This window comes from Actinokineospora spheciospongiae (assembly GCF_000564855.1).
Lineage (GTDB): Bacteria > Actinomycetota > Actinomycetes > Mycobacteriales > Pseudonocardiaceae > Actinokineospora > Actinokineospora spheciospongiae.
The window spans coordinates 1-20,965 of sequence record NZ_AYXG01000001.1 but is presented as its reverse complement, the minus strand read 5'-3'; the positions used below and the strand labels follow the sequence as shown (position 1 = coordinate 20,965).

23 protein-coding genes are annotated in these 20,965 nt (G+C 73.0%); 6 read left to right on the top strand and 17 right to left on the bottom strand.

Translation table 11 applies throughout. The features are described from left to right. Window positions 1-109: 109 nt before the first annotated feature. Together UO65_RS36455 and UO65_RS00110 are read right to left on the bottom strand one after the other, a co-directional pair. Window positions 110-418, bottom strand: a complete 309-nt coding sequence (locus UO65_RS36455) for a hypothetical protein (RefSeq protein WP_035277540.1) — start codon at window positions 416-418, stop codon at window positions 110-112. Window positions 419-767: 349 nt separating this feature from the next. After that, a complete protein-coding gene (locus tag UO65_RS00110; RefSeq protein WP_035277537.1) occupies window positions 768-2,330 on the bottom strand; it encodes a deoxyguanosinetriphosphate triphosphohydrolase family protein in 1,563 nt (520 codons plus the stop codon). A gap of 111 nt (window positions 2,331-2,441) precedes the next feature. Between UO65_RS00110 and UO65_RS00105 the strand changes: the two genes are divergently transcribed. Further along, window positions 2,442-3,566, top strand: coding sequence for a lycopene cyclase family protein (locus UO65_RS00105; protein WP_035277536.1), 1,125 nt, complete (start codon window positions 2,442-2,444; stop codon window positions 3,564-3,566). Here the strand turns inward: UO65_RS00105 and mug are convergent. The 9 genes from mug to UO65_RS00060 all read right to left on the bottom strand — a co-directional run bounded on the left by mug (window position 3,538) and on the right by UO65_RS00060 (window position 11,108). Beyond that, window positions 3,538-4,080 carry a G/U mismatch-specific DNA glycosylase gene (mug, locus tag UO65_RS00100; protein ID WP_035277535.1) on the bottom strand — a complete coding sequence of 181 codons (543 nt, stop codon included), beginning with the start codon at window positions 4,078-4,080 and terminating at the stop codon, window positions 3,538-3,540. The genes UO65_RS00105 and mug overlap by 29 nt on opposite strands. A gap of 314 nt (window positions 4,081-4,394) precedes the next feature. Next, entirely contained in the window at window positions 4,395-4,814 is a 420-nt protein-coding gene (locus tag UO65_RS00095) for a metal-sulfur cluster assembly factor (RefSeq protein WP_035277534.1), read from the bottom strand. Continuing rightward, complete coding sequence (gene sufU / locus UO65_RS00090; RefSeq protein WP_035277533.1) at window positions 4,811-5,257, bottom strand: Fe-S cluster assembly sulfur transfer protein SufU; 447 nt, start codon at window positions 5,255-5,257, stop codon at window positions 4,811-4,813. Before sufU ends, UO65_RS00095 begins: the two co-directional genes overlap by 4 nt. Continuing rightward, window positions 5,258-6,553 (bottom strand): cysteine desulfurase, encoded by a 1,296-nt coding sequence (locus tag UO65_RS00085; protein ID WP_035277532.1) that lies wholly within the window; start codon window positions 6,551-6,553, stop codon window positions 5,258-5,260. A gap of 50 nt (window positions 6,554-6,603) precedes the next feature. Further along, window positions 6,604-7,377, bottom strand: a complete 774-nt coding sequence (gene sufC / locus UO65_RS00080) for a Fe-S cluster assembly ATPase SufC (protein WP_035277531.1) — start codon at window positions 7,375-7,377, stop codon at window positions 6,604-6,606. Window positions 7,378-7,401: 24 nt separating this feature from the next. Continuing rightward, entirely contained in the window at window positions 7,402-7,716 is a 315-nt protein-coding gene (locus UO65_RS00075) for a non-heme iron oxygenase ferredoxin subunit (RefSeq protein ID WP_035277529.1), read from the bottom strand. 34 nt (window positions 7,717-7,750) lie between these two features. Then, complete coding sequence (sufD, locus tag UO65_RS00070) at window positions 7,751-8,935, bottom strand: Fe-S cluster assembly protein SufD (RefSeq protein ID WP_035277527.1); 1,185 nt, start codon at window positions 8,933-8,935, stop codon at window positions 7,751-7,753. Continuing rightward, window positions 8,935-10,341: a Fe-S cluster assembly protein SufB gene (gene sufB, locus UO65_RS00065; protein WP_411431342.1), complete on the bottom strand. Its 1,407-nt coding sequence runs from the start codon at window positions 10,339-10,341 to the stop codon at window positions 8,935-8,937. The genes sufD and sufB overlap by 1 nt, the downstream gene beginning before the upstream one ends. Before the next feature lie 38 nt (window positions 10,342-10,379). After that, window positions 10,380-11,108: a helix-turn-helix transcriptional regulator gene (locus UO65_RS00060; protein WP_233427377.1), complete on the bottom strand. Its 729-nt coding sequence runs from the start codon at window positions 11,106-11,108 to the stop codon at window positions 10,380-10,382. Window positions 11,109-11,240: 132 nt separating this feature from the next. Here UO65_RS00060 and mptB point away from each other — a divergent pair, with 132 nt between their 5' ends. From mptB to UO65_RS00045, 3 genes are read left to right on the top strand one after another with little or no spacing between them, the layout of a single operon-like run. Then, window positions 11,241-12,851 (top strand): polyprenol phosphomannose-dependent alpha 1,6 mannosyltransferase MptB, encoded by a 1,611-nt coding sequence (mptB, locus tag UO65_RS00055; protein ID WP_035277523.1) that lies wholly within the window; start codon window positions 11,241-11,243, stop codon window positions 12,849-12,851. An 11-nt stretch (window positions 12,852-12,862) separates the two neighbouring features. Next, window positions 12,863-13,789 carry an ABC transporter ATP-binding protein gene (locus UO65_RS00050; protein ID WP_035277546.1) on the top strand — a complete coding sequence of 309 codons (927 nt, stop codon included), beginning with the start codon at window positions 12,863-12,865 and terminating at the stop codon, window positions 13,787-13,789. 53 nt (window positions 13,790-13,842) lie between these two features. Beyond that, window positions 13,843-14,559, top strand: a complete 717-nt coding sequence (locus tag UO65_RS00045) for an ABC transporter permease (protein ID WP_084175170.1) — start codon at window positions 13,843-13,845, stop codon at window positions 14,557-14,559. 34 nt (window positions 14,560-14,593) lie between these two features. Here the strand turns inward: UO65_RS00045 and UO65_RS00040 are convergent, their stop codons facing one another. From UO65_RS00040 to UO65_RS00020, 5 genes are read right to left on the bottom strand one after another with little or no spacing between them, the layout of a single operon-like run. Continuing rightward, complete coding sequence (locus tag UO65_RS00040) at window positions 14,594-15,487, bottom strand: hypothetical protein (protein WP_035277519.1); 894 nt, start codon at window positions 15,485-15,487, stop codon at window positions 14,594-14,596. Then, window positions 15,484-15,822 carry a PadR family transcriptional regulator gene (locus UO65_RS00035; protein ID WP_035277517.1) on the bottom strand — a complete coding sequence of 113 codons (339 nt, stop codon included), beginning with the start codon at window positions 15,820-15,822 and terminating at the stop codon, window positions 15,484-15,486. The genes UO65_RS00040 and UO65_RS00035 overlap by 4 nt, the downstream gene beginning before the upstream one ends. A 26-nt stretch (window positions 15,823-15,848) precedes the next feature. Beyond that, window positions 15,849-16,955, bottom strand: a complete 1,107-nt coding sequence (locus UO65_RS32880; RefSeq protein ID WP_052020278.1) for an MAB_1171c family putative transporter — start codon at window positions 16,953-16,955, stop codon at window positions 15,849-15,851. Next, the gene (locus UO65_RS00025) at window positions 16,945-17,487 is read right to left on the bottom strand and encodes an ImmA/IrrE family metallo-endopeptidase (RefSeq protein ID WP_052020276.1); all 543 of its coding nucleotides are present in this window, start codon (window positions 17,485-17,487) and stop codon (window positions 16,945-16,947) included. The genes UO65_RS32880 and UO65_RS00025 overlap by 11 nt, the downstream gene beginning before the upstream one ends. 40 nt (window positions 17,488-17,527) lie before the next feature. Next, on the bottom strand, window positions 17,528-17,980 hold the full coding sequence (locus tag UO65_RS00020; protein WP_035277516.1) for a helix-turn-helix domain-containing protein: 453 nt from the start codon (window positions 17,978-17,980) through the stop codon (window positions 17,528-17,530). A gap of 342 nt (window positions 17,981-18,322) precedes the next feature. On the opposite strand from UO65_RS00020, the gene UO65_RS00015 reads away from it, so the two are divergent. Continuing rightward, a complete protein-coding gene (locus UO65_RS00015) occupies window positions 18,323-19,288 on the top strand; it encodes a COX15/CtaA family protein (protein WP_084175167.1) in 966 nt (321 codons plus the stop codon). Window positions 19,289-19,384: 96 nt separating this feature from the next. Here the strand turns inward: UO65_RS00015 and UO65_RS00010 are convergent, their stop codons facing one another. Next, on the bottom strand, window positions 19,385-19,666 hold the full coding sequence (locus UO65_RS00010; RefSeq protein ID WP_052020281.1) for a hypothetical protein: 282 nt from the start codon (window positions 19,664-19,666) through the stop codon (window positions 19,385-19,387). A gap of 179 nt (window positions 19,667-19,845) precedes the next feature. Between UO65_RS00010 and UO65_RS00005 the strand changes: the two genes are divergently transcribed. Beyond that, window positions 19,846-20,817: a quinone oxidoreductase family protein gene (locus tag UO65_RS00005; RefSeq protein WP_035277513.1), complete on the top strand. Its 972-nt coding sequence runs from the start codon at window positions 19,846-19,848 to the stop codon at window positions 20,815-20,817. Window positions 20,818-20,965: the final 148 nt, after the last annotated feature.

Sequence of the window (20,965 nt, the reverse complement as noted above, 5' to 3'; positions counted from 1 at the left end):
GGCTGGCGGTTTCGGGGTGGTCGGCGGCTGCGCCAGTGGGGTTCGGCGTAGCCGACAGCCGGGCCGGCGGTTCGCGGTGCAGTCGGCAGCGTTGCGGGCGGGGCGGGGGTCAGCCGGTGGTGGTGCTGGGGGCCGTGGAGGGCGGGGCGGTCGGGGTGCCCTGGCGGGGCGGTCGGGGCGGGCCCTGGCCGCCGCGATCACCCGGGCGGTCGAAGCGGCCGGGGCCGCGGTCGCCGGGGTCCCGGTTGTCCTGGCCGCGCTCGTGGCGGGCGTGGCCGCCGTGCCTGCCGTGGTCGTCACCGGCGGCGCCGATGGCGAAGCCCGCGATGCCGCCGACGAGCAGCAGGGTCGCGCTGAGCAGGGCGGCGACCAGGAGGCTGACGGTGCGCGGCGGCTTGGAGCCCGTCGCCGCGATCATCGGCGGTGCCGCGGCCGGGGGGAACACCTGCTGGGCGGTGGAGCCGGGGTCGGGTGTGCCGCTCCGGGCTGCATCGGGCTGAGCGGAGTCCGGCTGGGCCGGGCCACGCCCGGCAGAGCCGGGCAGGGCAGGGCCTGCACCACCGGGCGAGCTGGAGCCGGGCATGGCAGAGCCTGCGCCGGCGGGCGAGCTGGAGCCGGGCAGGGTGGGGGTGGGCTCGGTGGGGGTGGGGGCCGGGAGCGGTGGGGTGGGGTCGGGCCGCTCGGGGCCGGGGTTCGGGGTGTCGGCCATGTCTCATGGTGCGCCTCGGGGATGTGTGGTCTCCGTATCGAGGGCGTTGGCGAGTGGATCAGAGGACGAAGGTGTCGGACCAGGGTTGGGCGGTGCGGCCGGACAGGGCCTCCAGGAGGGAGGCCGCCTGGGTGTCGGTGAGGGAGGCGACGAAGTCGATGACCGCCCGGCCCCTGGCCAGGGCCAGGACGCCGGAGCGGCCCGCGGGACCCTCGCCGGTGGCGCCGATGAGGGTTTCCGGGTGGTCGGCGGCCAGGGCGCTGTACTCGGCGTGGGCCAGCTCCACCAGGTCGTTGAGGCGGCGGGGGAGGCGGTCGGCCTCGAAGCGGTCGTCGAGCCACTGGTCGAGGGCTTCGACGAGCTTGGTCAGGAGGCGGGCCTGGCCGCGCTGGTAGAGGGCGAGGTCGGGGCGGAGGAGGACGAAGCGGCGGTGCACGAACTTGAGGACCTGGACCTCGTGCCACTGGGTGCGGCCGAGCAGGACGTGGCCGGAGCGGGTCGGGGGGTCGGGCAGCACGTGCATCCCGGCGACCAGGCGCGCGGTCCAGCCAGAGGAGAAGCGACCGAAGGCCTGTTCGGCGTCGACCGAGCCGTCGAAGGGGACGGCCAGGAGGGAGTCGACCAGCTCGGCCCGGACCCTGGACACGGCCTCGCCGAACGCGTCGTCGTCGACCATCCAACTGTCGCGGGCGTGCAGGCGCCTGCGCAGGACCTCCAGGGAGCGGCCGGGGCGGCGCTCGTCGGAGCGCAGGGCTGCGTCGTCGAGGGCGGCGAAGCCCGCGCGGTCGGCCTCCCACTGGCCCAGTTCGGCGGAGACCGGGGCGTGCTGCAGGACGCCGATGCGGTGGAAGTCCTCCAGGTCGTGGATGGCGTAGGCGATGTCGTCGGCGTTGTCCATCACCGAGGCCTCGACGGTCTGCTGCCAGTCGGGGATGCGACCGGCGAACGGGAGGCGGGCGCCCGCGTGGTCGTCGAGTTCGGTGACGTAGACGGAGAACTTGCTCGACCCCGTGCCCGGGGCGTCCTTGGGCTCGGCGGCGCCGCGGGGCGGGTCGGGCAGGGCACTGGGGTGCGGCGGCGCCCCGGCCAGGCGGGCCCACGGGTACTTGAGCACCGCCGCGCGCACCGCCGCGGTGAGGTCGAGGCCCGCGGCGCGGGGGCCCCGGGTGTCGGTGGTGGTGATGATCCGGAAGCTCTGGGCGTTGCCCTCGAAACCGTCGGGGAGGGCGAAGCGGTGCCGGGCGATGCGGTCGAGGACCTGCTCGCCGAGGTGCCCGAACGGCGGGTGCCCCAGGTCGTGCGCCAGCGCGGCGGCCTCCACCACGTCCGGGTCGCAGCCGCCCAGCTTGTCCAGCAGCGGAACCAGGTCCGCGTCGGCGGCCAGCCGCTCGGCGATGGCCCTGGCGACCTGGGCCACCTTGAGGCTGTGGGTGAGCCGGTTGTGCAGCAGGCCCGACCCGCTGACGCTGACCACCTGCGTCACCCCGCCCAGCCGGGCGAAGAACGGCGAGGCGACGATGCGGTCGCGGTCGGCGCGGTACGGGCTGGTGGCGAGGTCGGCCGCGCCCGCGCCGCGGTCGCGGCGGGCTTCCCTGGCCGGGGTGTCGGCTGGTTCGGACATGCCGCAGAGCTTAGGGCGCGGCACCGACACGGGTCGGAATCCGTCCACAGGTCACGGTCGGCGGTCGGGGTGGGATCGGCGGCGACGGCCGGGGTGTGGTCGGATCGGGGCATGGACGTCGTGGTGGTGGGATCGGGTCCGGCGGGGTGGGCCGTGGCCGACGCCTGCGGCAGGCGCGGGCTGGAGGTGGCGCTGGTGGCGCCCGCTCCGTTGACCCCGTGGCCCGCGACCTACGGGATGTGGGCCGAGCAGGCCGCGGTGCTGCCCGACGGGGCCGCGACGACGGCCGCCACCGGCGTGCGCGCGGCCGGGCGGCTCCTCGACCAGGGGTACGTCGTGCTCGACAACGCCGCCACGCAGGCCGCTTACGCGCGCGGGTCCGTGACCCCGATCGCCGACCGGGTCGCCTCGGCCGACCACGGGCCGCGCGGGTCCACGGTGGTGCTCGCGTCCGGGCGGCGCCTGGCGTGCCGGGTCGCGGTGGACGCCAGCGGCGCGCTGCGGGTGCTCTCGGGTGGACGGCCCGGCGGCCACCGCGCGGAGCAGACCGCCCACGGACTGGTGTTCCCCGCCGAGGCGGTCGCTGATCTGGTGCCGCCGGGGCAGGCGATCTTCATGGACGACTGGTCCACACAGGACGGCCTGGCCACCTTCCTCTACGCCGTCCCGCTCCCGGGAGGACGGACCCTCGTGGAGGAGACCTCCCTCGTCGCCAAGCCCGGTGTGCCCGTGGAGCGGTTGCGGCAGCGGCTGATCGCCCGGCTGCGCGCCGCCGGGGTGGACCCCGGGGCCGCGACCGCGGCGGAGAACGTCCGCTTCCCCATGGACCTCCCCCGGCCCCGGACCGCCGCCATCGGCGCCGCCGCGGGCATGGTCCACCCGGCCACCGGCTACAGCGTCGCCGATTCCCTCGCGGTGGCGCCCCGGCTGGCCGACGCGATCGCCGCGGGCGGGACGGGCCGGGACGTGGTGTGGACACCGGCGGCCCGGGCCGTGCACGCCCTGCGCGCGCACGGCGCCCGGGTGCTGCGGTCGCTGCCCGCCGCCGCGCTGCCGGAGTTCTTCGACGCCTTCTTCGCGCTGCCCACCGAGGTGCGCCTGCCGTACCTGACCGGGCGGGAGGACGTCGCGGGGACGACCAGGGCGATGACCGAGCTGTTCCGGGGGGTGCCGTGGCGGTTGCGGGCGGCGATGGCGGTGGGCGGGTTCAGCGCAGCGCTTCGCGGAGCAGCCTGAACTCCGCCGCCAGCGCCTCCAACTGGTAGTGGGCGTTGAGCCCGCTCGGGTTCGGCAGCACCCAGACCCCCGCGTCGCCGATCGTGGTGCCCTGGCGGCCGATCGTCGCCTTGGGCACGCCGAAGGCCGTGCGGTAGGCGGTGATCCCGACCACGGCCAGCATCCCGGGCCGGTACTGCCGGACCACCTCGACCAGCCGCTGCCCGCCCGCGCGCAGTTCCTCGTCGGACAGTTCGTCGGCGCGCGCGGTCGCCCGCGCCACCAGGTTGGTCAGCCCCAGGCCGAACGAGGTCAGCTCCTCCTGCTCGGCGGGCCGCAGCAGCCGGGGGGTGAAGCCGGAGGCGTGCAGGGCGGGCCAGAAGCGGTTGCCCGGCCGGGCGAAGTGGTGGCCGGTGAAACCGGAGTACAGGCCGGGGTTGATGCCACAGAACAGGACGTCCAGGTCGGGGGCGAGGACGTCGGGGATGGTGCGGTCGTGGGCGGCGGCGAGTTCGTCACGAGTGGGTCTGGGCACGACCCCATGGGAACAGAAGTCGATCACGGCTGCCACCGGGTCGGCCGGACTGGTCCGAACCTGTCGTCCGCCGACGAACGGGTCACCCCACCGGCGGGACACCTTTTGTCACAAAGAGGCAATCCGCGCGGCGGCCGCTTCCTTTGCTTCCCGCGCAGCGCTTCACCCTCCCACTCCCCCATGTGGATTCCGACTGTGCCCCACCCCGGAGGCTCCCCGCCGATCCGAGGACCTGGATATCTTTATAGTGAATAGATTATGGTCGATATTGAAGGTGTGAGAAAAGCCCCGGGGCCTGCCCGGGGCTTTTTCCGTCAGACGGTGAACCCGAGGGCGCGCAACTGCTCGCGCCCGTCGTCGGTGATCTTCTCCGGGCCCCACGGCGGCATCCAGATCCAGTTGATCCGGAAGTCGTCGACGACCCCGGACCCGCTCAGCGCGACCCGGGTCTGCTCCTCGATCACGTCGCTGAGCGGGCACGCGGCCGAGGTCAGCGTCATGTCCAGGGTGGCGGTGTTGTCGTCCTCGACCCGGATGTCGTACACCAGGCCCAGGTCGACGACGTTGATGCCGACCTCGGGGTCGACCACGTCGCGCATGGCCTCCTCGACGTCCTCCACCGAGGCCACGTCGGCGCGCGGGGCGGCGACCTGGTCGGTCATCCCGGCGGCGCCGCGCACGACCTCCTCGGCGGAGACCCCGGGCACCGTGTCCTGCGTGCTCTGCTCGGTCATGCTCGACCCTCCCCTTCGGCGCGGACGACCGCGTCCTTGAACGCCATCCAGCCCAGCAGCGCGCACTTCACGCGCGCCGGGTACTTGGCCACACCGGCGAAGGCGATGCCGTCCTCCAGCACGTCCTCGTCCGGCTCGACCTTGCCGCGCCCCTGCATCAGTTCCACGAACGCGTCGAGCTTCTTGAACGCCTCCCCCACCGGCCTGCCGACCACCAGGTCGGTCAGCACCGACGTCGAGGCCTGGCTGATCGAGCAGCCCTGCCCGTCGTAGGAGACGTCGGCGACCCGCTCGCCGTCGAGCTTGACCCGCAGCGTGACCTCGTCCCCGCAGGTCGGGTTGACCTGGAAGGACTCGGCGTCGAACGGGTCGCGCAGGCCGCGGCCGTGCGGGTTCTTGTAGTGGTCCAGGATGATCTCCTGGTACAGCGACTCCAACTGCACCTAGACCACCCCGAAGAACCGCTGGACCTCGCGCACCCCGGCGAGGAACGCCTCGACGTCGGCGAGGTCGTTGTAGACGTAGAAGCTGGCCCGCACGGACGCCGGGACGCCCAGGCGCCGGTGCAGCGGCCACGCGCAGTGGTGGCCCACCCGCACGGCCACGCCCTGGTCGTCGAGGACCTGCCCGACGTCGTGCGGGTGCACCCCGTCGACGACGAACGCCACGGCCCCGCCCCGGTCGGTCACCGCACCCGCCGGGTCCAGCCCCGGGCCGAGGACCCGGATGCCCGGGATCTCGGCCAGACCGGCCAGGGTCGCCAGGGTCAGGTCGTGCTCGTGCCGGGAGACCTCCGCCATGCCCAGCGCGGACAGGTAGTCCACGGCCGCGCCGAGGGCCACCGCCTGCGAGGTCATCGGCGTGCCCGCCTCGAACCGCTGCGGCGGCGCGGCGAAGGTGCTGGCCTCCATCCGGACCGTCTCGATCATCGAGCCGCCGGTCAGGAACGGCGGCAGCGCGGCCAGCAGCTCGCGGCGCCCGTAGAGCACGCCGAGACCGTACGGGCCGAGCATCTTGTGGCTGGAGAAGACCGCGAAGTCCACGTCCAGTGCCCGCAGGTCGACCGGCTGGTGCGGCACCGACTGGCAGGCGTCGAGCAGCGTGAGCGCGCCCACGGCCTTGGCCCGCGCGACGATCGGCGCGGGCGGGTTGACCGTGCCGAGCACGTTCGACTGGTGGGTGAACGCCACCAGCTTCGTGCGCTCGTTGACGATCCCGTCGAGGTCGGACAGGTCGAGCCTGCCCTCGTCGGTCACCGGGAACCAGCGCAGGGTCGCCCCGGTGCGCTGCGCGAGCTGCTGCCAGGGCACCAGGTTCGCGTGGTGCTCCATCTCGGTGGTGACGATCTCGTCGCCGGGGCCGAGGGCGAACCGCGCGGCCTCCGGCCCGGAGGTGGCCGCGTTGCCCATGGCGTAGGCGACCAGGTTGACGCCCTCGGTGGCGTTCTTGGTGAACACCAGCTCGTCGGCGTCGGTGCCGACGAACGCGGCGATGCGCGCCCTGGCGGCCTCGTAGGCGTCGGTGGCCTCCTCGGCGAGCTGGTGCGCGCCGCGGTGGACCGCCGAGTTGTGCTGCTCGAGGAACTCGCGCTCGGCGTCGAGGACCTGCCTCGGTCGCTGCGAGGTGGCGCCGGAGTCCAGGTACACCAGGCGCTTGCCCTCGCGGACGGTGCGGCCCAGGATCGGGAAGTCGGCGCGGAGGGCGTCGACGTCCAGCGGTGCGGAGACTGTGGTGGTCACCTGACCGGCACCTCCTTGTCTGTCAGTTCGGGTGTCTGCCGGGTGCAACGTCAGGAGGCGGTCGTGGCTTCCTGGATCGCGGCGTACTTGACGTAGCCCTCGTTCTCCAGGACGTCGGCCAGCTCGGCGCCGCCGGACTCGACGATGCGCCCACCGGCGAAGACGTGCACGAAGTCCGGGGTGATGTGGCGCAGGATGCGGGTGTAGTGCGTGATCAGCAGCACACCGGTCTCCCCGGAGGCCTTGTACCGGTTCACGCCGTCGGACACCACGCGCAGCGCGTCGACGTCGAGGCCGGAGTCGGTCTCGTCCAGGATGGCGATCTTCGGCTGGAGCAGCGCGAGCTGCAGGATCTCGTGGCGCTTCTTCTCACCGCCGGAGAAGCCCTCGTTGACCGAGCGCTCGGAGAAGGCCGGGTCGATCTCCAGCTCGCCCATCTGCTGCTTGACCTCCTTGACCCAGGTCCGCAGCTTGGGGGCCTCGCCGCGGACCGCGGTGGCGGCGGTGCGCAGGAAGTTCGACATCGACACGCCGGGGACCTCGACCGGGTACTGCATGGCCAGGAACAGGCCAGCGCGGGCGCGCTCGTCGACGGACATGGCGAGCACGTCCTCGCCGTCGAGGGTGATCGTGCCGGAGGTCACCTCGTACTTGGGGTGGCCCGCGACCGCGTAGGACAGCGTCGACTTGCCGGACCCGTTGGGGCCCATGATCGCGTGCGTCTCGCCCGCCTTCACGGTGAGGTCGACGCCCTTGAGGATCTCCTTGGGACCGTCCTCGGTGGCGACCGAGACGTGCAGGTCCTTGATCTCCAGGGTGGCCATTCTCTTCATCTCTCCAGTGGTGGTTCAGTTCAGGGTGGTCGTCACGTCGACCAGGACGTCGTCACCGTTCACGGTGACCGGGAAGACCTCGACCGGGTCGGTGGCCGGTGGGGAGGACGGTGCGCCGGTGCGCAGGTCGAAGCACGACCCGTGCAGCCAGCACTCCAGGCCCTTGCGGGTCAGCTCGCCCTCCGACAGCGACACCTCGGCGTGGCTGCACGAGTCGCGCAGCGCGTGCACCTGCTCGCCCCGGCGCACCAGCACCACGGGCACGTCGTCGACCTCGACGGCGAACGGCTTGCTGTCGTCGAGGTCGGTCAACGCACACGCCCTGCTCATCTCGCCTCCGCGGCGGGGAGTACGTCGGCGCGGATCATGCGCCGACGGCTTCCAGCTCCGCCTCGATCGCCGCTTCCAGGCGCTCGCGCACCTCGGGGACGGCGATCTTGTGGATCAGCTCGTGGAAGAAGCCGCGCACGACCAGGCGCCGGGCCTGGCCCTCGGGGATGCCGCGGGCCTGCAGGTAGAAGAGCTGCTCGTCGTCGAAGCGGCCGGTCGCGCTGGCGTGGCCCGCCGAGACGATCTCGCCGGTCTCGATCTCCAGGTTCGGCACCGAGTCGGCGCGGCACCCGTCGGTCAGCAGCAGGTTGCGGTTGAGCTCGTAGGTCTGGGTGTCCTCGGCGACCGCGCGGATGAGCACGTCGCCGATCCACACCGTGTGCGCGCCCTCACCCTGCAACGCGCCCTTGTACGTCACGTTCGACGTGCAGTTCGCCTGGTTGTGGTCGACGAAGGTGCGGTGCTCGAAGTGCTGGCCCGCGTCGGCGAAGTACACACCGGACAGGTCGACCTCGGCGCCCTTGTCGGCGAACTTCGCGGTCGGCGAGACCCGCACGACGTCGCCGCCCAGGGTGACCACGGTGTGCTTGAGCACGGCGTCGCGACCGATCTGCGCGTGGTGCGCGGAGACGTGCACGGCGTCGTCGGCCCAGTCCTGGATGGACACCACGGTGAGCTTGGCGCCGTCGGCGAGGACGAACTCCACGTTGTCGGCGTAGACCCCGGAACCCCGGTGGTCGAGCACGACGGTGGCCTCGGCGAACTGCTCCGCGCGCACCTGGAGGTGCCCGTAGGCGACCTGGCCCGCACCGGGGCCGGTGATCGTGACCGAGACCGGCGCGGAGGCGACGGACTCCTTGGTCACGGTCAGCACGGTGGCCTCGGTGAACGAGCTGTAGGCCTGCGCGGCGATCCGGTCGGCCGGGACACCGCCCGCGCCGAGGCGGGCGTCGTCGCGACCGACCACCTCGTGGGTCACCTCGGCCGGGGTGTCGACCGCGATCGACGCGGAGCCGGTCGCCGCGGCACCGGTGTGCAGTCCGGCGAGCCGCTTCATCGGGGTGAAGCGCCAGATCTCCTCCCGGCCGGTGGGCACCTCGAACGCGTTGACGTCGTAGGAGGTGAACCACTCGGCCCGGGAGGACTCCGGGACAACAGCCCCGTGGGAGTGGGGCTTGGCCGCGGTGTTCTCGATGACCGCGGGCTGTGCTGCCGACATCAGCCGACCGCTCCTTCCATCTGGAGCTCGATGAGACGGTTCAGTTCGAGGGCGTACTCCATGGGGAGTTCGCGCGCGATGGGCTCGACGAACCCGCGCACGATCATCGCCATGGCCTCGTCCTCGGTCAGGCCGCGCGACATCAGGTAGAACAACTGGTCGTCGCTGACCTTGGACACGGTGGCCTCGTGGCCCATCGCCACGTCGTCCTCGCGGATGTCGACGTAGGGGTAGGTGTCCGAGCGGCTGATCTGGTCGACCAGCAGCGCGTCGCACTTGACCGTGGACTTCGAGTGGTGCGCCCGCTTGTTGACCTGGACCAGGCCGCGGTAGGAGGTCCGGCCGCCGCCGCGCGCCACCGACTTGGAGATGATCGTCGAGGACGTGTGCGGTGCCATGTGGACCATCTTGGCACCCGCGTCCTGGTGCTGGCCCTCGCCCGCGAAGGCGATGGAGAGGACCTCGCCCTTGGCGTGCTCGCCCATCAGGAACACGGCCGGGTACTTCATGGTGACCTTGGAGCCGATGTTGCCGTCGATCCACTCCATGGTCGCGCCCTCTTCGGCCTTGGCGCGCTTGGTGACCAGGTTGTAGACGTTGTTCGACCAGTTCTGGATGGTCGTGTAGCGGCAGCGGCCGCCCTTCTTGACGATGATCTCCACGACCGCGGAGTGCAGCGAGTCCGAGGAGTAGATCGGCGCGGTGCAGCCCTCGACGTAGTGCACGTAGGCGCCCTCGTCGACGATGATCAGCGTGCGCTCGAACTGGCCCATGTTCTCGGTGTTGATCCGGAAGTAGGCCTGCAGCGGGATCTCGACGTGCACGCCCTTGGGGACGTAGATGAACGAGCCGCCGGACCAGGTGGCGCCGTTGAGCGCGGAGAACTTGTTGTCCCCGTGCGGGATCACCGAGCCGTAGTACTCCTCGAACAGCTCCGGGTGCTCGCGCAGCGCGGTGTCGGTGTCGAGGAAGATGACACCCTGCTTCTCGAGTTCCTCGTTGATCTTGTGGTAGACCACCTCGGACTCGTACTGGGCGGCGACACCGGAGACCAGGCGGGCCTTCTCCGCCTCCGGGATGCCCAGCTTGTCGTAGGTGTTCTTGATGTCCTGGGGCAGGTCCTCCCAGCTCGCGGCCTGCTTCTCGGTGGAGCGCACGAAGTACTTGATGTTGTCGAAGTCGATCCCGGAGAGGTCCGAACCCCAGGTCGGCATCGGCTTCTTGTCGAACAGGCGCAGCGCCTTGAGGCGCGACTCGAGCATCCACGCCGGTTCGCTCTTCTTCGCGGAGATGTCCCGCACGACGGCTTCCGAGAGGCCGCGCTTGGCGCTCGCGCCAGCGAAGTCCGAGTCGGCCCAGCCGTACTCGTAGCGCCCGAGCGAGTCCAGGGTCTGCTCCTGGGTCATCGGGGTCGCTGTGGTGGTTCGCTGCTCGGCAGCGGCAGTCATAGGGACTTCCCTCCATCCGGAACTTCTCGAGCTGTGGTGCGCCGCGCGCGCTGCTGGTCGGGCACGTGCGGGACGTGCGTGGTGCACGCCGCGTCGCCGTTGGCGATGGTCGCCAACCGCTGCACGTGCGTACCGAGCAGGTCCGCGAACACCGCCGTCTCGACCTCGCAGAGCTGCGGGAACTCCGCAGCCACGTGCGCGACCGGGCAGTGGTGCTGGCAGAGCTGCTCACCGATGCCGACGCTGCGCGTCGAGGCGGCGTAGCCCTCGCGGGTCAGCGCCGTGGCCAGGGCCTCGGCGCGGGCCGCGGGGTCGGCGATCGCGGTGACGGCCTCGCGGTGCGGGTCGACCAGGGTGGCCACCCGGCGCTCGGCGAACGCCCGCACCGCCTGCTCCCCGCCGGACTCGGCGAGGAACCGGAGGGCGGAGATCGCCAGGTCGTCGTAGGCGTGGCCGAACCGGGCGCGCCCGGACTCGGTCAGCAGGAAGAGCTTGGCCGGGCGTCCGCGGCCCCGCTGACCGCGGCGGGGTGCGTCGCGGGTGTACGCCTCCCCGTCGGCGACCAGGGCGTCCAGGTGCCTGCGGACGGCGGTCGGGCTCAGCCCCAGCGCCTCGGCGATCGCGGCCGCCGTGACCTCCCCGCGCTCCAGCAGCAGTCGGGCCACACCGTGCCTGGTGCGACCGTCGACCTGCTGACCTGCGCCGACGGGACCGGGGACGGTCACCCCCGGTGCTGGTGGAGCTGGTTCGGTCTTTTTCACAACACAAGTGTGTCTTATTTCCTGGAGGCCCGCAAAGGCACCCCCCGATCGCGTGACCGGCTTCACCGCCGCGGCCACCCCGCTACCCTTCGCCACGTGGTGGCAGCGGACACGCAGGAGCAGGCGGAGCGCGGTCGCGCACCGGGGGAATCGGCACCGCTGGACCGGGTGGAGCGCGCGCAACTGGACACGGTGCGCCGGTTCGGCACGGTGGGCTCGCTGCTGCTGACCATCGGTTCGCTCGGCGCGGGCGCGGCCCCGGTGTTCAACCCGGTGTTCCGGCTGCCGGTGCTGGGCCTGTTCAGCCGGATGACGACGGTGGCGCTGGCGTTCGCGTTCACCGGCGTGTTCATGATCGTGCTGGCCTGGCTGGCGCTGGGACGGCTGTCGCGGCCGGGGCGGGCGCGGGCGGTGTCGGTGCCGCAGATGGGCCGCACCCTGGCGATGTGGATCACCCCGCTGGTGTTCACCGTGCCCAGCTTCAGCCGCGACGTCTACAGCTACCTGGCGCAGAGCGAGATCGTGAACCTCGGTCAGGACCCGTACACCGTCGGCCCGGCGCAGGCGCTCGGGCTGAACAACCCGCTGACCCTGGGCGTGCCGACGATGTGGCGGGAGACCCCGTCGCCGTACGGGCCGCTGTTCCTGACCCTGGGCAAGGCGGTGAGCTGGCTCACCGGGGACCACGTGGTGATGGGCGTGGCCGCGCACCGGCTGATCGCGCTGGTGGGGCTGGCGATGATCGTGTGGTCGCTGCCCCGGCTGGCCCGCCGGTTCGGGGTGAGCCCGGTCAGCGCGCTGTGGCTGGGCGCGGCCAACCCGCTGGTGCTGTTCCACCTGGTCGTCGGCGTGCACAACGAGGCGCTGGCGATCGGGCTGATGCTCGTCGGGTTCGAGCTGGCGCTGCGCAACATGCCCAGGGTGACCCCGGACGGGCCGTTCCCGCCGTGGCAACGCGGCGAACTGCTCTGGTACGCGATCGGCGCGGCGGTGATCACCCTCGGCGCGGCGGTGAAGATCCCGGCGGCGCTGGCCCTGGGCTTCCTCGGGGTGATGATCGCCCGACGGGTGGGCGGCCGGTGGTCGCACCTGTTCGCCACGGCGGGCGGGCTGTTCGTGGTGTTCGCCGTGGTGCTCAGCGCCTGCTCGTTCGGCAGCGGCCTGGGCTACGGCTGGGTGGCCACCCTGAACACCGCCTCGACGATCAAGAGCTGGATGGCGCCGATGACCGCGCTCGGCTTCGGCGCGGGCGGGCTGGGCGTGCTGCTGGGCCTGGGCAACCACATCGAGGCGGCGATCACCGTCAGCCGGGCCGTCGGCGGGGTCCTCGGGCCGCTGCTGGCGGCGAAGCTGCTGCTGGACTCGTTCCGCTGGCGGCTGCGCCCGCTGACCGGCCTCGGCGTCGGGATGGGCGCGGTGCTGGTCCTCGGCGCCACCGTGCAGCCCTGGTACCTGCTGTGGGCGGCGGTGCCGCTGGCCGCGGCGGCGGGCAACACCAAGTTCCGCACCGCGGCCACGATCATCAGCGCCGGGCTGGCGGTCGCGCTGGCGCCGACCGGGCAGACCTTCGACGGCCGGGTGTTCGTGCTGCCCTACGCCATCATCGGCGCCGTCGTGGTGACGGTGATCGCCGTGGTGGTGGTCCGCAGGCGGATTCCGCGCGGCGAGTGGCTGCCCGGGCGGCGGGTGACGGCAACCACGCCCTAGGCTGCACAGTCGTGAGCGCCCCCGCCGTCGAGGTGTCCGACCTGGTCAAGAGATACGGGTCCACCACAGCCGTGGACGGTCTGTCGCTGCGGGTCGAGCGCGGCGCGGTCCTGGGGCTGCTCGGCCCCAACGGCGCGGGCAAGACGACCACGGTGGAGACCTGCGAGGGCTTCCTGCGGGCGGACTCGGGCACCGTGCGGGTGCTCGGCCTCGACCCGGTCGCCGACGCGGCGGCGCTGCGCCCCCGGATCGGCGTGATGCCCCAGGGCGGCGGCGCCTACCCCGGGGTGCGGGCGGCGGAGATGCTGGACCTGGTCGCCGCGTGCGCGGCGAACCCGCTCGACCCCGCCTGGCTGATCGACGTGCTGGGCCTGTCCGGCGCGGTGAAGACCCCGTACAAGCGGCTCTCCGGCGGGCAGCAGCAGCGGCTGTCGCTGGCCTGCGCCCTGGTCGGCCGCCCGGAGCTGGTGTTCCTCGACGAGCCCACCGCGGGGATGGACCCGCAGGCCCGGCGCCTGGTGTGGGACCTGGTCGCGGCGCTGCGCGCGGACGGCGTCAGCGTGCTGCTCACCACCCACCTGATGGAGGAGGCCGAGGCGCTGGCCGACCGGGTGGTGATCATCGACCACGGCCGGGTGGTGGCCGACGGCACCCCCGGCGAGCTGACCGCCGAACGCCCCGACGACCAGCGGCTGCGGTTCCGCGCCAAGTCGGGCATGGACACCGCGCTGCTGCTGGCCGCGCTGCCGGAGGGCTGCCGGGTCACCGAGCCCACCGCGGGCGGCTACCTCGTCACCGGGACCGTCGACCCGCAGGTGGTCTCGACGGTGACCGCGTGGTGCGCCCAGCAGGGGGTGCTGGCCGAGGAGCTGAACGTCGGTCGGCGCAGCCTGGAGGACGTGTTCCTGGAGCTGACCGGACGGGAGCTGCGGTCGTGACCTTCCCCGCGGGCACCTTCACCCCCGCACCCGGCCGCGGCCGGACCGGGCGGATGCTGCTGGTCCACGCGCGCACCGAGGCGGTGCTGACGCTGCGCAACGGCGAGCAGGTGCTGCTGACGCTGCTCATCCCGCTGGCGCTGCTGGTCGGCCTGAGCCTGCTCGACGTCATCACCATGCCCGCCCCGCGGGTCGACTCGGTGACCCCGCGGGTGTTCGCCCTGGCGATCATGTCCTCGGCGTTCACCGGGCAGGCCATCGCCCTGGGCTTCGACCGCCGCTACGGCGTGCTCAAGCGGCTCGCGGCGACGGCGCTGCCGCGCTGGCTGCTGGTGGCCGGGCGGGTCGCGGCGGCGCTGGCGGTCGTGGCGGTGCAGCTCGTGGTGCTGGGCGCGGTGGCGCTGGCGCTGGGCTGGTCGCCGTCGGCGGCGGGTCTGGGGTGGACGGTGCTGCTGGTGGTGCTGGGGACGCTGACCTTCGGGGCGCTGGGGGTGCTGCTGGGGGGCGCGCTCAAGGCGGAGGTCGTGCTGGCGCTGGCCAACGTGATCTGGTTCGTGCTGCTGCTGGCCGGCGGGATCGTGCTGCGGGTGGACGCGTTGCCCGGCGGGATGGCCGCTGTGGTGCGGTTGCTGCCTTCCGGGGCGTTGACGGAGGGGTTCACGCAGGCTCTGGTCGACGGGGTCACGCCGTCGTGGTGGGTGTGGGTGACGTTGGCGGTGTGGGGTGCGGTGGGCGGGGTCGCCGCCGCCCGCACGACCAAACTGGTCTAGGCCGACCTCGACGGCGGCGGCTGCACTCCGGTGGTCACCGCCCCGTCCGCCGCTTGACGCTGCGGGGCATCGCACCGAGCAGCACCAGCACCACCAGCGGCAGCCCGTAGAGGAGTGCGTACTGGGCGATGTCGGGCAGGCGGCCCGACACGTCCTGCACAACGGCGGTCAGCAGGGCGGTCGCGACGGGCAGCACCAGCACCAGCGCGGCCCGGCGGCCGACACGCGATCCCGCTCCACAGGCGAAGAGCGCGCCCACCGCGAGGACGGCCAGTTCGACGAACTCCACCGACGGCGATCCGTGGGCGAGGGTGCCCACCGCGACGTGCGCGACGACGGCGGCGGCCACGATCGGGACCCCGGCCCCACCCACGCGTTCCCGACCGCTCCGGGGCCCGGGCGACCAGGTCAGGGAGATCGCGGTCAGCAGCCCGAGGAGGGTGGAGCCCGCGTGGGGGGCCGGAATCCAGTGCGGGTCGACGGACAGGACCAGGAAGCCGATCGCGCCCAGCCAGGCGCCCGCGGCGGCGGCCCGGCGGAGCCCGAAAGCGCTGAGCACGGCGGTGAGCAGCCAGATCGCCCAGACCGGGGCGTCGGGGACCTGCTGGGTCCAGGACAGGTCTCCGAGGGCGTCGTTGCGCACCCACCAGGCCACCTCGTGCACGGCGGTCGTCGCCCCGGCGAGCACGGCGACCGGCGCGAGGAGGCTGACGACGGCCAGGACGTCGCGGGGGTCCACACCGCCGTCGAGGGCGAACGCGCGGCGCAGGTGCAGGCGGAGGGCGCCCCGGACCAGGTCGGCGGACTCGCGCCACCCGGGGTCGGCGCTCTCCAGGAGGACGGCGAGCATCTCCTCGCCCCGGCGTTCGCGGTGGTCGCGGGGGTAGAGGGCGAGCAGGCGCCGGTAGCGGCGTTCGAGGTCGCTCACGCCGTTCCCCCCGCCTGCCGCAGCCGCAGCCTGCTCGCCGCCGCGCGGGTGTGCGCCCGTACCCGGTCCACCTCGGCCCGCAACCGGGTCGCCCCCTCGTCGGTCAGCCGGTAGTAGCGGCGCAACCGCCCGTCGACGACCTCCTCCCGGTCGACGGCCACCCAGCCGTTCGACGCCAGCCGGTCCAACGCCGCGTAGAGCGTTCCCGCCCGCAGCTTCACCCGGCCCCCGGAGATCGCCTCGACGTCGAGCAGGATTCCGTAGCCGTGCTGCTCCCGGTCGGCGAGCGCCGTCATGATCAGGAACGTCGGTTCCCGCACCGCCTCATCAGCCATACCGGTTGCATATACCGATCAACTGACTATGACAAGATCGGGGAGCGCCAGTTCCCCGCCGCGGCGACCGACTCCAGCCAGCCGACCTCGGCGGCGAGGTCTGTTGTGCCCCGGTGGGTTTCCGGGGCCGGGGTGGGGTGGGGGTCGGCACCGTCGAGCTTGGCGCGCAGGGCGGCTCGAAGGGATTCCGCCTCGGCGGTGGCGGACAGTTCACCCGGGGTCGGGTCGCGGTAGGGGCGCAGGGCGGCTCGGCCGTCCCAGATCTCGATGACCCGGCGGTAGAGGCGGTATTCCATGTGCCACCACGGGGTGGGTGAGCGCAGTTCGATGGTGGGGGTGGCGGTGCGCAGGGCGTGCCAGAGCGGGGTGAGGCGGCGGTAGGAGCGGTAGTGGGCGAGCCAGGTGCGGGCGGCGTCGACCCGGGGCCCCCAGGCGGGGAGGGTGATGCCGACGATCGCCGTGCTCAGGCCGATGGCGAGCATGGTCAGTTCGGGGAAGGTCTGCTTCCACGGCGGTGGGGTGCCGAAGCGGCCGCCGAGGATGAAGCAGGCGCGGTGGCCCGCCCAGGCGACGCAGCACCAGCCGCCGGTGGTGAGCAGCCAGAGGCCCCGGCGCAGCCAGCGGCGGTCGGCGATGCGGGCCCAGTGGGCGGTGAGCCGGGCGTTGACCAGCAGGCACCCGGCCACGCCCAGGACGAACAGCAGGTTCGCCGCCGACGTCCACGGTTGCCGCCCCCAGTCGACCCGGCTCCAGTCCGGGGATTCGACCAGGGCCGCGACCAGCCAGGCCGCGAACAGCACGACCATCCCGGTGCCGGTCAGCGCGGCCCGGGACCGGAGGGCGGCGGGCACGCGGTGGGGCGGGTGGGTGGAGTGCACGAAGAACGCCTGCAACGCGAAGGTGCCGCCGACTACCAGTTCGTGCTGCACGATCCAGCCCGCGCCGGGCAGGACCGCGTCGAGCACGCCGCCCACGGTGCGCAGGCCCACCGCCAGGGCGAGCAGCAGGGCCAGCAGGGCCGACCACAGCGCCCAGTGGCCCGGTCGCGGGGCGCGCAGCAGGTCGGCGGCCTTGTAGGCGACGGCGAGGCCGACGACCGCGATCACCGCCAGGTGCAGTGCCTCAGCCGACACCGCCGCCCCCGTCGGCGCGGCGTTCCATGACCTCGGCGAACCGGTCGACCACGGCGGCCTCGGTGGGGTCGAGGGCCCGCCGGTCGGGGACGAGCCTGCGGTCGGCCAGGCGCCAGATCAGCGACGCGGCCACCTCGGCCTGCTGCTCCATGACGTCGTCGTAGCCCGCGCGGTGCAGCACGCCCATGCGGCGCAGCAGGTCCGGGGACACGTCCGGGGTGAGTTCCGGACCCAGGCCGGTGCCGCCGTGGCCGAGCAGGATGTGGCCCAGCTCGTGGCAGACGATGTGCTCGGCGCGCAGCGGTGGGCTGTCGGCGTCGTGCACGATGAGGTCGACCGTGGGGCCGCTGAGCCAGGCGCCGTCCGGGGCGCCCGGGGGCATGACCATCGGCAGCACGTGGATCGGCCTGCCGCGGTGCGCGGCGACCCTGGCGCAGAACTCCCCCAGGTCCCACGGCCGCGGCACGCCGACCTCGGCCAGCAGTTCCCGCACCCGCCTGCGCAGCCTGCGGTGCTCGGCCAGGCCCCTCACGGTGCCACCGCCGCGCTGCCGCCGCGCCGTCGCGGTGCCCTCACCTCAGCTCGGGCTTCCCGCTCTCGGGCCTGCGCTCCGGGCGCGCGTGCGCGCGCTCGATCTCGCACACCCGGTTGGCCATCTCCAGGATCGCCGCCCGCCCGGCCTCCGACAGCTCCCCGGCGCGCATCGCGATCGCCCGCACCTGCGCGTCGCGCCAGGCGGCGACCAGGTCGAGCTGCTCGTCGACGCGGGCGGACTCGGCGTCGTCGGAGAAGTAGCCCAGCGGCACGCCGAAGAACCGGGCCAGCGCCGACAGGTGCCGGAAGCTCGGGTTGTCCCTGGTGCCGCGGCGCCAGGCCGAGATCGCGCTGTGCGAGATGTCGACCGACTGCTCGGTGCGGATCGAGGCGGCGATCTCCTCGTTGGTGAACGGGCCCCGCCCGGCCGGGTGGACCGTGGCCACCAAGCGGTTCAGCTTCGCGGACAGCCCCAGATCCCCGTGGTCCATCTCCCCCACCTCACGGCGAATGGTGTTCGACACCTGTCGAAAACAAGCACCGGTCGTTGCACTACTGTTGAAACCCTGCGCAGGCGGAGTATATGTTCACCCCGCCTGGGGGAACGCTACCGCCGGACGGGTCGTGGGGGGAGTGACCCGTCCGGCGGTAGCCCACGGGAAGGCGATGGGGGAGTTCGCCCTCCGACGACGCAGTGTAGTCCGCCATGATCGTTGCGTGGAGCACTTCCGCGAAGATGCACACACTTTCACGGTTCACCCGGCGATGAGAGCCACGGCACGCTAAAGCGGCCCATCGGCGGGTTCTCAGCCACCCGCGCTTACCATCGGCCCGTGGCGCTGGAGACACTGAAGAACCGCATCGATCGGCTCCCCGGGGCGAGTGTGCGCACGCAGCGCACGGTGGCGGTCGGGGTGCTGATCACCCAGGCGCTGATCGCCGTGACCGGGTCGGTCGTGCGGGTCACCGGCTCCGGCCTCGGGTGCAGCACTTGGCCGCAGTGCCAGCCCGGCAGCATGGTCCCGGTCGAGCACCCCGAGCTGGCCGCGCTGAACCAGTGGATCGAGTTCGGCAACCGGCTGCTGACCGGGGTGGTGGGCATCATCGCCTTCGCCGCGTTCGCCCTGGCCTACCTCGACCGCCCGCGCCGCCGCCGCTACGTGCGCCTCGGCTTCATCATGCCCGCGGGCGTGGTCGTGCAGGCGATCATCGGCGGCCTGACGGTCCGCTTCGACCTGCTCTGGTGGACCGTCGCGGTGCACTTCCTCGCCTCGGCGGTGATGGTGTGGCTGGCCACGCTGCTCCTGCACGCGATCGAACAGGGCGACGGCCCCGCGGTGCACCGCGGCCCGGCGGCGCTGCGCGGGCTGTTCCCGGTGATGGTCGTGGTCCTGGTGGGCCTGCTGGCCGTCGGCACGATGGTGACCGGCGCGGGCCCGCACGCGGGCGACCCCGACACCCCCCGGCTGGCACTGCCGGTGGACACGCTGGCCCACGTGCACGCCGCGTTCCTGTTCCTGTACCTGGGCATCCTGATCGCCGTCGGCGTGATGATCAAAACCGACGCGGGCACTCCCCCGGTGCTGTGGCGGCGGTTCACGGTGCTGATCGCGGTGGTGCTGGCCCAGGGGGCGCTGGGCTTCGTGCAGTACTGGACCGGTGTCCCGGAGTTGCTGGTGTCGCTGCACGTCCTCGGCGCCACGGCGGTCATCGCGGCCACGGCCAGCCTGTGGGACGGGACGCGCGAGCGCCCGCTGGTGCGCCCGGGATCAGACCGGGTCCTGGTCACCCGCAGCTGAGCAGCGGGAACTCGGCGAAGTCACGGGTGGCCGCGCCACGCGGATCGAACGGCTCGGGCGCGCCCTCCGCAGCGCCGCCCGAGCCGGGCGTTCGACTCAGCCGCGGGCGCGGCCGCCCATCTTGACGCGGTGCGCGTGCCCGATCTTGGCCGCCTCGACGGTCTCGCGGTCCCATTCGGCGGCTTCGAGGTCCCTGACCTTCTCGATGAGCCGCTCGCCCAGCGCGGGGCTGGGGACGAGCACGTCGCCCATGGCGCCGTCGTGGCCGACCAGGACCACGCGGGCGCCCTTGCGGCCGATGTTCTCGACCACGGCGCGGGCGGGCTTGCCGTGCCTGGCCACGAAGGCGGCGGCGGCCTTCACGGCCTTCGGCGGCACCGAGGGCGCGCGGTCGGCGGTCTTGTCGTCAGCGGTCTTCTCGTCAGCCACCCGACAGAGCGTAGGCCCTGCGCGACCGGGCCACCTGTCGACCGTGAGCGGGGCCACTGGAGCATCCTGGGCGGGGCGGGCGGAGTTCGCCCGGCGTGATGAACACCCGTCCCGAGAGGAGCAAAACCGTGCCGAAGGCCGTGCTGGTGACCGAGAACGGTGGCCCGGAGGTCCTGCGCCACACCGAGGTGGACGAGCGCTCCCCCGGCCCGGGCGAGGTGCTGGTGGCCGTCGCGGCGGCCGGGGTGAACTTCATCGACACCTACCAGCGCTCCGGCCTGTACCCGATCCCCTGCCCGTTCGTCCTCGGCCAGGAGGGCGCGGGCACGGTGACGGCCGTGGGCGACGGGGTCACCGGCGTGGCCGTCGGGGACCGGGTCGCCTGGGCGGGTCCACTGGGCGGGTACGCCGAGCAGGCCGTGGTCCCCGCCACCGCGGTGGTCCCGGTGCCCGAGGGCGTCGACGACGAGACCGCTGCCGCGGCGATGCTCCAGGGCCTCACCGCCCACTACCTGGTCACCTCCACCCACCCGGTCCGACCAGGCGACACGGTGCTCGTGCACGCGGCGGCGGGCGGGGTCGGCCTGCTGCTGGTGCAACTGGCCAAGGCCCGCGGCGGCCGGGTGATCGCCACGGTGTCCACCGAGGAGAAGGCGGACCTGGCCCGCGCCGCGGGCGCCGACGAGGTCATCCGCTACACCGAGGAGGACTTCACCACCCGCACCCGGGACCTGACCGGCGGCGAGGGTGTCGCGGCGGTCTACGACGGGGTGGGCAAGACCACGTTCGACGGAAGCCTGTCGGTCCTGCGCCCACGCGGAACACTGGCCCTGTTCGGCGCCTCCAGCGGCCCGGTCCCCCCGGTCGACCCGCAGCGGCTCAACCACGCGGGTTCGGTCTTCCTCACCCGCCCCACGCTGGCCCACCACATCGCCACACCGGACGAACTGCGGTGGCGCACCGGCGACCTGTTCACCGCGATCACAGCGGGCACCCTCGACATCCGGATCGGCCACCGCTACCCCCTGGCCGACGCGGCCCGGGCACACGCGGACCTGGAGGGCAGGCGCACCACCGGCAAACTCCTCCTGCTGCCCTGACCCACGCGCCACGCGGCCTACCCCGGCCACCAACCACTCCGAACCCCACCAGGCGCAGCAACAACAACCGGCCACCCGAAAACCGCAGGCCCGGCCAAGCAAACGCCCGGGTGGGTGGATGTGTTTGGCCGGGGGTGGCGATCATGTG

Excerpts from the sequence above, each read along its gene's own strand:
- UO65_RS36455 (WP_035277540.1), bottom strand. The coding sequence starts at position 418 with ATGATCGCGGCGACGGGCTCCAAGCCGCCGCGCACCGTCAGCCTCCTG.
- UO65_RS00110 (WP_035277537.1), bottom strand. The coding sequence starts at position 2,330 with ATGTCCGAACCAGCCGACACCCCGGCCAGGGAAGCCCGCCGCGACCGC.
- UO65_RS00105 (WP_035277536.1), top strand. The coding sequence starts at position 2,442 with ATGGACGTCGTGGTGGTGGGATCGGGTCCGGCGGGGTGGGCCGTGGCC.
- UO65_RS00095 (WP_035277534.1), bottom strand. The coding sequence starts at position 4,814 with ATGACCGAGCAGAGCACGCAGGACACGGTGCCCGGGGTCTCCGCCGAG.
- sufC (WP_035277531.1), bottom strand. The coding sequence starts at position 7,377 with ATGGCCACCCTGGAGATCAAGGACCTGCACGTCTCGGTCGCCACCGAG.
- UO65_RS00075 (WP_035277529.1), bottom strand. The coding sequence starts at position 7,716 with ATGAGCAGGGCGTGTGCGTTGACCGACCTCGACGACAGCAAGCCGTTC.
- sufD (WP_035277527.1), bottom strand. The coding sequence starts at position 8,935 with ATGTCGGCAGCACAGCCCGCGGTCATCGAGAACACCGCGGCCAAGCCC.
- sufB (WP_411431342.1), bottom strand. The coding sequence starts at position 10,341 with ATGACCCAGGAGCAGACCCTGGACTCGCTCGGGCGCTACGAGTACGGC.
- UO65_RS00045 (WP_084175170.1), top strand. The coding sequence starts at position 13,843 with ATGCTGCTGGTCCACGCGCGCACCGAGGCGGTGCTGACGCTGCGCAAC.
- UO65_RS00035 (WP_035277517.1), bottom strand. The coding sequence starts at position 15,822 with ATGGCTGATGAGGCGGTGCGGGAACCGACGTTCCTGATCATGACGGCG.
- UO65_RS00020 (WP_035277516.1), bottom strand. The coding sequence starts at position 17,980 with ATGGACCACGGGGATCTGGGGCTGTCCGCGAAGCTGAACCGCTTGGTG.